At 51.1% G+C, this 12,163-nt stretch carries 11 protein-coding genes; 8 read left to right on the top strand and 3 right to left on the bottom strand.

Features of this window, described 5'->3' with window-relative positions:
• The first annotated feature begins 27 nt into the window (after positions 1 to 27).
• The gene (locus ASL11_RS28015; RefSeq protein WP_056622142.1) at positions 28 to 1,602 is read left to right on the top strand and encodes a UDP-glucose--hexose-1-phosphate uridylyltransferase; all 1,575 of its coding nucleotides are present in this window, start codon (positions 28 to 30) and stop codon (positions 1,600 to 1,602) included.
• A gap of 280 nt (positions 1,603 to 1,882) precedes the next feature.
• On the opposite strand, the gene ASL11_RS36790 is transcribed toward ASL11_RS28015, so the two are convergent.
• Positions 1,883 to 2,023, bottom strand: a complete 141-nt coding sequence (locus tag ASL11_RS36790) for a hypothetical protein (protein ID WP_157257082.1) — start codon at positions 2,021 to 2,023, stop codon at positions 1,883 to 1,885.
• Positions 2,024 to 2,239: 216 nt separating this feature from the next.
• On the opposite strand from ASL11_RS36790, the gene ASL11_RS28010 reads away from it, so the two are divergent.
• The 3 genes from ASL11_RS28010 to ASL11_RS28000 are packed head-to-tail and all read left to right on the top strand — an operon-like array spanning position 2,240 to position 6,268.
• Positions 2,240 to 2,683 (top strand): MarR family winged helix-turn-helix transcriptional regulator, encoded by a 444-nt coding sequence (locus ASL11_RS28010; protein ID WP_327205119.1) that lies wholly within the window; start codon positions 2,240 to 2,242, stop codon positions 2,681 to 2,683.
• Positions 2,684 to 2,721: 38 nt separating this feature from the next.
• Positions 2,722 to 4,500, top strand: a complete 1,779-nt coding sequence (locus ASL11_RS28005; protein WP_056622140.1) for an ABC transporter ATP-binding protein — start codon at positions 2,722 to 2,724, stop codon at positions 4,498 to 4,500.
• Entirely contained in the window at positions 4,493 to 6,268 is a 1,776-nt protein-coding gene (locus ASL11_RS28000; protein WP_056622137.1) for an ABC transporter ATP-binding protein, read from the top strand. Before ASL11_RS28005 ends, ASL11_RS28000 begins: the two co-directional genes overlap by 8 nt.
• 324 nt (positions 6,269 to 6,592) lie before the next feature.
• Here the strand turns inward: ASL11_RS28000 and ASL11_RS27995 are convergent, their stop codons facing one another.
• Entirely contained in the window at positions 6,593 to 8,182 is a 1,590-nt protein-coding gene (locus ASL11_RS27995; protein ID WP_056622134.1) for a histidine kinase N-terminal 7TM domain-containing diguanylate cyclase, read from the bottom strand.
• 195 nt (positions 8,183 to 8,377) lie between these two features.
• Here ASL11_RS27995 and ASL11_RS27990 point away from each other — a divergent pair, with 195 nt between their 5' ends.
• The 4 genes from ASL11_RS27990 to ASL11_RS27975 are packed head-to-tail and all read left to right on the top strand — an operon-like array spanning position 8,378 to position 11,631.
• A complete protein-coding gene (locus ASL11_RS27990; RefSeq protein WP_056622132.1) occupies positions 8,378 to 9,367 on the top strand; it encodes an acrylyl-CoA reductase family protein in 990 nt (329 codons plus the stop codon).
• A 40-nt stretch (positions 9,368 to 9,407) separates the two neighbouring features.
• On the top strand, positions 9,408 to 10,265 hold the full coding sequence (locus ASL11_RS27985) for a carbon-nitrogen hydrolase family protein (protein WP_056622129.1): 858 nt from the start codon (positions 9,408 to 9,410) through the stop codon (positions 10,263 to 10,265).
• A gap of 4 nt (positions 10,266 to 10,269) precedes the next feature.
• A complete protein-coding gene (locus ASL11_RS27980; protein WP_056622126.1) occupies positions 10,270 to 10,944 on the top strand; it encodes a GNAT family N-acetyltransferase in 675 nt (224 codons plus the stop codon).
• Between the two features lie 15 nt (positions 10,945 to 10,959).
• Positions 10,960 to 11,631, top strand: coding sequence for a hypothetical protein (locus ASL11_RS27975; protein ID WP_056622125.1), 672 nt, complete (start codon positions 10,960 to 10,962; stop codon positions 11,629 to 11,631).
• A 65-nt stretch (positions 11,632 to 11,696) separates the two neighbouring features.
• On the opposite strand, the gene ASL11_RS27970 is transcribed toward ASL11_RS27975, so the two are convergent.
• Positions 11,697 to 12,146, bottom strand: a complete 450-nt coding sequence (locus ASL11_RS27970) for an SRPBCC domain-containing protein (RefSeq protein ID WP_056622124.1) — start codon at positions 12,144 to 12,146, stop codon at positions 11,697 to 11,699.
• Between the last annotated feature and the right edge of the window lie 17 nt (positions 12,147 to 12,163).

Raw genomic sequence — 12,163 nt, 5'->3', positions numbered from 1 at the left:
GTTCTCATAAGAAAGGGAAGTGGCAATATGGAACGCACATTACAAACGCCGCAATCTGCAGCGTTAACGATAGAAAGACTTCTGCAATTCGCTACCCAGAATGGGTTGATTGAACAGTTGGACGTCTATACTTCACGCAATGCTTTGTTGGATTTGTTCGGACTGGCGGAGCCTTTCCAAGGGGAAGTACCTGCAGAGAAATTGAACAGTCCGGTTGGTCTGCTGGAAGAGCTGCTGGATGCAGCTTGGGAAGCGGGACTACTGGAAGAGAACACGATGACGTACCGCGATTTGTTGGACGCTCGCATCATGGGACTCATGATGCCTCGTCCTTCCGAGGTGGTAAGTGAATTCTGGAAGATCGCGAAAACGCAGAGTGTGGAAGCGGCGACGGCTTATTTCTACAAGCAATCCATTGATTCTAACTATATTCGTATGGATCGTATTGCGAAGAATGCTTACTGGCTGGCGGAAACAGCTTACGGGGATTTGGAAATTACAATCAACCTCTCTAAGCCGGAGAAGGATCCGAAGGAAATTGCGCTGCTCAAAACGCTGCCACAAAGCAGCTACCCCCTATGTCTACTCTGTGTAGACAATCTGGGCTATGCAGGCCGTGTGAATCACCCGGCAAGACAGAATCTGCGCGTTATCCCGCTTGAGTTGGATAGTGAGAAGTGGTACCTACAGTACTCACCTTACGTGTATTATAACGAGCACAGTATCATTTTCCATGAGAAGCATATTCCGATGAAAACAACGGCAAATACGTTCTACCGTTTGCTGGACTTCATCGAACAGTTTCCACATTACTTCATCGGGTCGAATGCCGATCTGCCGATCGTTGGAGGTTCGATCCTGAACCACGATCATTTCCAAGGTGGACGTCACAAGTTCCCGATGGAAAAAGCGCCAAGTGAGAAAGCATTCTCACATGCGGATTTCGCTGGCGTGAAGGCCGCTATTGTGAAGTGGCCGATGTCGGTGCTGCGCCTGAGCGGGCATAACAAGCAACAGCTGTACAAGCTGGCTAGCAAGCTGCTCGACGACTGGCGTGCTTACAGTGATGCGGAAGCGGAGGTCCTCGCGTTCAGCGAGAAGGACGGACAGCGGATCCCGCATAACACGATCACCCCGATCGCCCGCAACAATGCGCGCGGCGAGTATGAGCTTGACCTGGTGCTGCGGAACAACCGCACCAGCACAGAGCATCCGGATGGGATTTTCCATCCGCATCAGCACTTGCACCACATCAAGAAGGAGAACATCGGCTTGATTGAGGTTATGGGGCTGGCGGTGTTGCCAGGCCGCCTGCAAGAGGAGCTGGCGGCTATCGCCAAGCTGCTCACCGGTGAAGCCGAGCTCAGCCGCGAGCTGAGCGATCCGAGCCATCCGCTGCATAAGCATGCGGATTGGATCGCGGCGCTGCTCGCGAAGCATGGCGCGTCGCTGACGGCCGACGCGGCGAATACGGTGCTGCAGACCGAGGTCGGCAGCAAGTTCATGGACGTCCTGCTCGACGCAGGCGTCTTCAAGAGAGACGAAGCCGGGCAAGCGGCGTTCGGACGGTTTTTGGCTGCGGTGGGCTTCGCGCAGCTCTAGGTTAGAGCGGAATCCCTGGTCGGTGGACCAGGGATTTTTTGTTGCGCGCGCCGCGAAGTGGTCGCGCGGGTCTAGGGATCTTGCCAGTTGTGCTGGAATAACTGGATAAACTACAGCTAATTTCGTGGAAAACACACGAAATTGTAGATTAGATGGAAAAAGTACAGCTAATTTCCATGAATTCTCCCGTCTGGCGCTAAACGGGTGAAATTACATGTAGGAAATCCATCTAATCTGAAATGTGAGAGGAAAAGGGAAAAATTAGATGGAGGTTTTCCATCTATTTGGTTGCTGGGCTACTTAAACTCCGTAACCCACCAACAGACGCACCATATCCACCAAGCCCACCAAGCCCACCAGGCCCCCACACCAGAACCAAGCCAGTTACTTCCCAACCCAGCCTCACCAACAGACGCATCATACCTAACCAGTCCCTGCACCAGAAAACAAACTAATTACTCCCCACCCGCACCACTACCAACATCACTTCCAAGCATCCCCCATACCTGCTCCCTAGCCATCCCGTCCTTCCTATCACTATCCCCCCACACGTACATATGGAAAAAACGTATTGACAGGACAATCATCGCTACCTAAAATATTAATTAGCCGACTAACTAAAAAGGAGGGTGTTTCATTGTCGCGTCACCATCATAATCCAGAATCTCTGACCCATTTGATGTCACACTTACTGAAAATGCACCGACATACGATTGATCAAATCATTCATCCCTATGATGTTTATCCAGGGCAGCCGCCTCTATTGCTGGCGTTGTCCGTAGAGGACGGACTTAGCCATAGCGAGCTTGCTGCTCGTATTCATAATAAACGGGCGACTCTGTCCGTCATGGTTGACCGCATGGAGAAAACAGGTCTAGTCGAACGACGCCCTGACGAGAACGATCAACGGGTTACACGTGTATATCTGACTGAGAAAGGCAAGGAAGTCACTGTACATGTCAAAGAAGCGATCAAGACTACGGATGAGATGACTTTTGCGCATTTTTTGCCCGAGGAAAAACTGCTATTTCGCCGTCTGCTACTTCAAATGAAAGATAATCTCCGTCCCAAAGAGGAGTAATTTGGTTAGCTGACAAACAAAAGGAAGGACGTCATGCCATGTGGAAACTACGATCGTTTGTTAAACCGTATTGGTTCATAACGCTACTCGCACCTTTGCTGATGGTGATGGAGGTATGCATGGATTTATCCCAGCCTCGTCTCATGGCGACCATTGTAAATCACGGGGTTGCTGAGGGAAATCTCGCATTGATCTGGTCGACAGGCATACATATGTTAGGCTTCGCCCTCATTGGTCTCATAGGTGGGGTGGGCTGTACATTTTTCACAGTGAAAGCGGCCCAAAGCTTCGGTGCTGACCTGCGATTAAGCGTATTCGAGAAGGTCCAGTCCTTGTCGTTCCGACAATTGGATACATTCTCGACCGGATCGCTGATCACTCGTTTGACCAGTGATGTGATGCAAATGCTGAACATCCTGCAAATTTTACTGCGCCAATTTACGCGTGAAGCGTCACTGCTTATCGGCAGTTTGATCATGGCTGTGGTCATTTCACCACGTCTTTCCTTGATCCTGCTAGCCGTTGTACCGCTTCAATTCGTCATTCTGTATCTATTGATGAAACGCTCTACACCACTTTTTCGCCAGATGCAGACGAAGATCGATCGCGTAATCACCGTTATGCAAGAGAGCACGACGGGCATTCGTGTGATCAAAGCTTTTGTTCGCGCCGCCTTCGAGCGGACGCGCTTTGGTAAGGCGAACACGGACCTACTGAACGCCAGTCTTAGCTCTGCTCGCGCCTTGGCTACAAGCGGGCCGTTGATGACGTTGATTTTGAACATAAGTATCGTTGCCGTACTCTGGTTCGGCGGAGCCCAAACATGGAGCGGTTCGATGGCTATCGGTGATTTGGCCGCATTCATTATCTATATCAGCCAAGTGCTGTTTTCGCTTGTATCCATAACGAATACGTTGATGAACATTTCCCGTGCGCAGGTTTCCGCTGAACGGATTCGAGAAGTGCTCGATACGAAGGTGGATCCGAATGAGCCTGCCAAGGATCAGAATAAACCAGAGCTACTTGAACCAGACCAATCTTCATCGACACCATCCCCTGTACTAGGTTGCGAATTGGAATTTGAGCGGGTTTCATTCGTGTATGAAACAGCTCCCGATCAACCAGTTCTCAAGGATATTTCGTTTAAAGCACTGCCAGGTCAAACCATTGGCATACTTGGGGCAACAGGTTCAGGTAAATCCACACTGGTTAGCTTGATCCCGCGACTCTATGATACGTCCAGTGGACATATTCGCCTAAATGGCGTAGATGTGAGAGAACTTCCTGTAGAACAGCTGCGGAGTCAGGTGGGTATCGTGCTGCAGCAGTCTATTTTGTTTAGCGGGACGATTCGCGACAACATACTTTTCGGCAAGCAAGGGGCATCGGAAGATGAGATGGTGGCAGTCGCTCAAGCCGCAGAGGCCGATAGCTTCATCTCCAAACTACCGGAGGGCTATGAAGCCAAGTTGGGGCAACGAGGCGTGAACCTATCCGGCGGTCAAAAGCAGCGAATAGCGATAGCTCGGGCTTTGCTTCTGCGATCTCCCTTACTTGTGCTGGATGACAGCACGAGTGCTATTGATCTAGGTACGGAGAAACGCATCCAGCGTTCTCTGCAAGCGTTGATGGCAGGCAGCACACGCATTATTATCGCTCAGCGCGTTTCCTCCGTCCTGCATGCCGATCAGATTCTTGTCCTCGATGAGGGACGCATCGCTGCGCGAGGAACGCATGAGGAACTGCTGGCGACAAGCGCGCTGTACCAAGATATTTACAACTCCCAGCAAGGGAAGGAGGCTGCTCTGCATGGCTAACAAGCAACCGCGCAAACCACGCGCGAAAAACATCGGCGCAACCCTCCTTCGCATGTGGGGGTATCTGAGGCTTCAACGTACCGGGCTGCTCACCGTTGCCATCTTGACGGTCATTGGTAGCGGTCTCGCCTTGCTCGGACCTTATTTAATTGGGAGAGCTATTGATGATTACATCATCCCGAGAGATCGGAGTGGATTGCTGTCACTCTGTCTCCTGCTACTGGGCTGTTACGTAGTCAGCGGAGCTGCATCTTGGATCCAATCCTATCTGATTGCTGGGGTATCCCAGCGGACGGTGTGGCAAATGAGACAAGATCTTTTTCGCCACCTGCACAAGCTGCCTATTAGCTATTTTGACAAGACCTCACATGGGGAACTCATGAGCCGCACGACCAATGATGTCGATAACGTTGCGACTACGCTCAGTCAAAATTTAACGCAGATTATGACCAGCATCATTATGATTGTCGGGTCTTTGATCATGATGATTACGTTGAATATTTGGCTTACGCTTATTGCCTTAATCACGGTTCCTATCGTACTTTTCACAACCAAGCAAATCACGAAACATACACAACGCTTGTTCAAAGAGCAGCAGCAGCGACTCGGTGAGCTGAATGGCTTAATAGAGGAGACGATCTCTGGGCAAAAAGTTGTGAAAACATTCCAGCGAGAAGCCGCAGCAGTCGATCAACTCGCTGCAATTAACAAACAGCTTCGAGTTGCTGGTACTGGCGCGCAGCAGCTTTCGGGTATGATGGGGCCGAGCATGAATATGATCAATCATTTTAGCTTCATTTTATTGGCTGCTATCGGCGGTTGGATGGTGCTGAGAGGATGGACGATGGTTGGCGTGATTATCAGCTTTTTGAACTATTCGAAGCAATTCAGCCGTCCGATCAACGATCTTGCTAACCAGTATAATATGATTCAGTCTGGGATTGCGGGTGCGGAGCGAGTTTTTGAAGTGATGGATAAGGAGACGGAATACGAATCGAATAAAGAGGGTATCCAGCTAACGGATGTCAAAGGGGAAGTCGTATTTCAAAATGTTTCCTTCAGCTACACGGACGAAGTACCCACGTTGCATGAGGTTTCGTTTACTGCGGAGCCTGGTGATTTGATTGCCTTAGTAGGTCCCACGGGTGCAGGCAAGACCACAATCATCAATCTGCTAACTCGCTTCTATGATGTAAATGAGGGCTCTATCACGATAGATGGGCTCGACATTCGTGAGATGGAAAAAGACAGCCTGCGCAGCCAGCTTGGTCTCGTGCTGCAGGATGTTTACCTGTTCTCGGGGACGATCCGAGAAAATATCCGTTTCGGCCGCTTGGACGCGACGGACGAAGAAGTGGAGGCCGCCGCGCAGCTTGCCAACGCGGACGGGTTCATTCGCAAGCTGCCGAACGACTATGACGCCAAGTTGACCGCCGGAGGCGGCAACTTGAGTCAGGGCCAGCGGCAGCTGCTCACGATCGCGCGGGCGATTCTCGCCGACCCCGCGATTCTTGTGCTCGACGAGGCGACGAGCTCCGTCGACACGCGAACAGAGCAGCACATCCAGCAGGCGATGGGTGTGCTGATGAAAGGGCGAACGAGCTTCGTGATCGCCCACCGGCTCAGCACGATCCGCGAAGCGAGTGCCATTCTGGTCATCCACGGCGGCGAGATCGTGGAGCGCGGCACGCACGAAGAGCTGCTGGCTCTTCGCGGGCATTACTATGACTTGTATGCGAGCCAATTCAGCGAAGCAAGTTCGCTTTGACGGACGGATGTGGAGGTCCGGCTACAAATAAAAAGGGAGTTCCCGTAGAGGGGAACCCCCTTTTTGCTATTTGGTACAGCACGCCACCAGCTGCCAACAGCAACCAGTGCTCCGTCAACCCTGCCACCAGCCATTTAACTAGATTTCCTCCATCTATTCGAGCACTTTTTCCCCGCGCGCGCTGAATTACTGGATTTCCTACAGCTAATTCAGGCCATTTTCGCCGAAATGCTCTCATATGACAGAATTAGCTGTAGTTTTTCCATCTAAACTCAGGAATCGCCGAGTTAAGCTAATTTTAGCTGTAGTTTCTACAGTTAATGCTCACCGCGAGGTGCCGAACGTTGCTTCCACAGGTCCTTCATAGACTTGGACCTGATTTCGTCCCGCCCGTTTGGCCTGATACAAGGCCATATCAGCATGCTTCAAAAGCATCTCCAAAGACTCTCCTCGATGGCTTGCCTGCGTTAATCCGAAGCTCGCAGTTACGGCTATCGAGCCGTAGCTGCCGCTCATCGGCTCAGCTGCGAGCCGTGCACGAATCTTTTCGGCGAGCAAGGCCGCCTCATCCAGCGAGCAGGCAGGCAATGCGATGACAAACTCCTCGCCCCCATACCTGGCAATCAGCCCACTAGGTACATCTACCTCAATTTGCCTCGCCACCCTCACTACATGCTGAATAGCGAGATCGCCAACATCGTGACCGTAGGTATCATTGATACTCTTGAAATGATCAATATCGAAGAGCAGGATGCACGTCGATTTCTCGCCAATCAGATCTTCTTCCAGAATCATCTTGCCCCGACGCAGAAACTCCGTTCGATTCAGCAGCTTCGTCAAACCATCATAATAGGCTAGCCGTTCTAATTGATCTTGGAGCAGTTTCTGCTCTGTGACGTCGATCAGCATCAGTAGACTCCCGATTGGCTCCCCATTGCGTCCTCGTACAACGGAGGAGCGGGTCTGATAATAGAATTCCTTGCCATCAGCGGCACGCCAACTAAATTCTTCCTGTGCACCGTCTTGTGATCGCAGCACGGGAAACGGCTTTCCCGACAACCGAATCCAAGCTTCATCGAGCGTTAGTCCAAGTGTGTCAGTTGTTAATTCTGGAAACATCGAGTTGATTACACCGTTGAAGTCCACCAGTCGGTCGGCGAAGTCCAGTACAATAGCACCTTCACGCATACTTTCAAAAATACGATCCTTCGCAATCGGAATAATCGTCAACATCCGTGTAGACACAATCGCCCAGATGTACATGGCAGAAGTGATACAAAGAATCATGGGCACGGGGTCAATGCCATACGGTGTTATGCCCATCAGATAGATGAATGCACCGGTCATTGGCATGAATTGTCCCATGATTAGGGTTACGAGCTGTAAACGGTAGGCTTTTTTGGTTTGACGCCATCTGCGCAGAAGCAAGACGACTGCTGCCAGCATACATCCGAATATATAAGCGCCGGGAACGATGTAATATTGTCCGATGACGATATCCGTAGTAGGGAAGGGGACATTTTCGCGAAAATACATGTCTTTATAAAATAAGTGGTGATATTCATTCGTACTCACCATAAAGAAGGTAATGGCTGGAATGACGAAGAGTGCTGCGATCTTACTACGAGTCAAGTTCAAGCCAACGTACTGCATGACAATCAGTAGACCAATGGCAGGCGCCGCCCCGATGCCGATATATTCGAGAATCGTCCATCGTTTTACTTCGGCTAACGTACTGCTGGCCATTTCAAAAGCATGGGCAAAAATGTAAATAGCTTCTGTAGCCGTATAGATGACGAATGTATATGCACCGGGGATTTCTTTGCGTTTGATATAGGCATACAAGCACAGAAAGACGGTGAAAACTCCCGAGGTCGCGATAAGTGAAATGAACATGGTTAGTTTAGGATCCATGGGTCGCACTCCAGTATTTGTAGAATGATAAGTGAACTTGTCGATTTAATGGTATCACATCCTAGCGTGTGGTCATAGGGAATGGTTGGGAAATGTGATTGGAGGTATAGGGATACAAGAATGGAAAGGAGATACAAAATTTAGTAAACTATTAGAATCAACTGAAATGATGAGCAATAGCTTGGAGGCGCGAATATGGATAGCTTTAACGCAATAGTCGTGGAGCGAATACAGGATCAGTTTTCTTGCAAAATAAAAGAACTACGCACGGAGGATTTACCGGCTGGGGAAGTGACGATCCGCGTCGCGTACTCCGGTATTAATTATAAAGATGCGATGGCTTGCAGCCCATCGGGGCGAGTCGTGCGCCAGTACCCCATGGTACCTGGCATCGATTTGGCGGGTACGGTCGTGGCCTCGTCAGATCCCCGCTATCGCGAGGGCGATGAAGTGCTTGTGACCAGCTACGAGCTGGGCACAGGGCATTTCGGCGGATTCAGCGCGTATGCGCGCGTGCCAGCCGATTGGGTCGTACCTCTCCCGCAAGGACTGACCCATCGCGAAGCGATGATCCTTGGCACGGCGGGATTTACAGCAGCCCTGTCCATTCACCGCATGGAACAGAATGGGCTGCGCAAGGAGCAGGGACCCGTGCTCGTGCGCGGGGCAACGGGTGGTGTGGGCAGCAGCAGCGTCTCGATGCTCGCCGCCCTCGGTTATGAAGTAGAGGCCAGCACAGGGAAGTCCGCTGACCATGCGTATTTGCTTGAGCTTGGTGCGACGCGGGTGCTATCTCGGGAGGAGCTTTCGCCTGCCGAAAGTAGGCCGATCAGCAAGGAGTACTGGGCTGGGGCTGTTGATCCTGTGGGAGGCTCGGCGCTCGCGCATGTACTCAGTCGGATGAAATACGGCGCCTCCGTGGCGCTGAGTGGATTGACGGGCGGCGCGGATTTTGCGGCGACGGTGTATCCTTTTATCCTGCGAGGCGTGAATGTACTCGGGATTGATTCTGTCTATTGTCCGTCAGTAGTGAGAAAGACGCTCTGGGAGCGGATGGCAACGGAGTTGAAACCACGGCTGCTTGAGCAGACGGTGTATAAGGAAGCCCGGCTGGATGAGGTTGCTGAGGCTGCGCAGTTAGTGTTAGAAGGTAAGGTCAGAGGCAGGGTGTTGGTTCGGTTGTAACGGGATCGTTAGAATAATGAGATGGGGGAGTGTTGGAATCATGAAGATGCGGGTATCCGCTGTTCAATATCATTTACATACAATAAGCAGCTTTGAAGAGTTTGCTGCACAGGTGGAGCATTATGTGAAGGTGGCGCAGGAGTTTGAGGCGGATTTCGTCCTGTTTCCGGAGTTGTTCACCACACAGCTGATGTCCATTGGCGATGAGAACGGCAAGGCATTGCCGATAGAGGCCCTCCCTTCTTTTACGGAGAAATATCGCGACTTATTTCAAGGACTTGCTCAGCAAACGGGCATGCATTTGATTGGCGGCACGCACATTACGGCTGAGGGAGACAAGCTGTTCAACACAGCGTTCCTGTTCTATCCAGATGGTCGTATTGGCGAGCAGAAAAAGCTTCATATTACCCCAACGGAAGTGAAGGAATGGGGGATGGGCGCTGGGGATTCGCTGCAGGTTTTTGATACGGACAAAGGGCGAATTGCCATTCTCGTCTGTTACGATGTGGAGTTTCCCGAAATCGTGCGGATGGCCCGGGCTCGTGGGGCAGATGTGCTATTCGCTCCTTCATGTACAGATGATAGACATGGGTTCCATCGGGTTCGATATACGTGTCATGCCCGGACGATTGAGAATCAAATCTATGTGGTAACGACGGGGACTGTTGGCGCTTTACCAACGGTTGATTTCATGAGAGCGAACTTCGGGCAAGCCGCTGTCATCACGCCAAATGATGTGCCGTTCCCGCCCAAAGGCATTCTCGTCGAAGGCGAGATTAATGGCGATATGGTTGTGACCGCCGATCTTGACCTCTCGCTGTTGGCAGTCGTTCGGGAGCGGGGATCCGTCACTACCTGGCGAGACCGCCGAACCGACTTGTACACCGATTGGTCATGATGCCATGAGAAAACATCTCTATGTATTCGATGGTGATACCCCCGTGGAGGCGATCATTCGTACTTATGGCGTGGCAGATTTCGAGGCGTTGATTGCTGTTCAGCAGGCAAGTTTTCCACCTCCCTTTCCATCTGAACTCTGGTGGACGAAGGAGCAATTGACGGAGCATGTGACTCGGTTTCCCGAGGGCGCTTTGTGTGTGGAAGTGGCGGGGCAGGTTGTAGGTTCAATTACGGGACTGCGTGTAGACAGTGAGGAAATGGCGGCTAGCGCTGATCATAGTTGGTTAACAGTAACGGATAGTGGATCCATCCGCACGCATCGTCCAGACGGGGACACACTCTACATAGTGGATGTCTGCATCATGCCAGCGTATCGTAAGCTTGGGCTAGGCAAGTGGCTTATGCAGTCCATGTATGAAGTCGTCGTTCAGTTAGGGTTGGTACGGTTGCTTGGAGGCGGGCGAATGCCAGGCTACCACAAGGTAGCTGACGCGATGAGTGCAGATAGCTATGTGTCAGCCGTGATGGCGGGGACGATGAAGGACTCGGTCATCACTTTTTTGCTAAGATGTGGCCGGACGCCAGTGGGCGTGGTTGCGGGGTATTTGGAAGATGAGGAATCGCTGAATCATGCTCTGTTGATGGAGTGGCGGAATCCTTTTACATATTACAAATAGGAGTGAGTTGAGCTTATGGAATTCATACGTATAACAAGCATTGAGGATCCGTTGTTCCGATCGATGCACGATTTAATGAAAGAGGTATTTCCACCGGAGGAAGTGCTGGATTATCCCTTGTGGAAAGAGCCGTTAGAAGACCCGGGCATTCGCGTTTTTGTTGCGGTGCATGAAGGCAAAGTGGTCGGTACGACGGAGTACCGCTATTACGAGGATTGGCAAGTGGCGATGACGGATTTCACCATTATTGGTGGGGCGGGGCTTGGGATTGGTCGGTTTCTAGCGAGAAAACGCTGGCAGGACCTTGAGCGACTGGCGGCAGAATCGGGTAAGCCAATGGTAGGGATGTTCGCTGAGATTTACGATCCGTATCGGATCGAGGGACATGCTTTTGGCGGCGTGAAGCCGATGGACCCTTACGTTCGACGTGAGGTGCTGTCGCATCTTGGCTATAAGCGGATTGATTTCTCCTACGTACACCCATCCTGGGAGAACAATGGGGAAGCTGTCGAGGAGCTGGATCTTTGTTTCCTGCCAACGGATGAAGATCAGGTGGAGATTAGTGCGGCGTTGGTGGCGAAATTCTTGCGGCGGTATTATGCGGTACTTGCGAATAAGCCACATGCTTGGGAAGCGATGGTTGATGGTTTGGAAGGTAAAGAGAAGCTGGCGCTGATGCCATTGTAATAGGTGTTGAGCTATGCAAAAAGGAGTCCAGATGGACTCCTGTATTTCTTTCTAGGTCAAAAAGTCTACCAACCGAAATCTAGCGTTTTACCCGTCTCGGCTAGCGTCTTGATATTGCTGAGAATCATCCACCAGCTGGACTTAGTAGACTCAAAGCTCGGGTGGTCTGGTGTCCATTGATCGTTCACAAGCGTCAATTTCGTACAGTTTCCAACCGTGTCTAGGGTAATTGTCATACGTGATTCAAACTCTGCGTGGTTCTCCCGATAGGAAGGACCTGCATGCTCGGTACAGCTAAGTAATTTCTCAGGCTCATAGGCCAAAATTTTGCCATACACATGAACCGTCTCATCGCCATCTTGACCAGGGCCAATATAGGAATAGTCCGAGCCAATTTCAAAGGTTGAATGCAGCACGCTGCCAAATAAAATTTGCCGAGTACCCTCTGGTGTGATGAGAATATCCCAAACTTGCTTTGTACTTGCACCAATATAAAATTCATACTTTAGCTCCATAACCGCTCGCACTCCTT

Source organism: Paenibacillus sp. Soil750 (assembly GCF_001428045.1).
GTDB classification, from domain to species: Bacteria; Bacillota; Bacilli; order Paenibacillales; family NBRC-103111; genus Paenibacillus_E; species Paenibacillus_E allorhizoplanae.
Note: the sequence above shows the minus strand (reverse complement) of the source record. Positions and strands in the feature narration are given on the sequence as shown.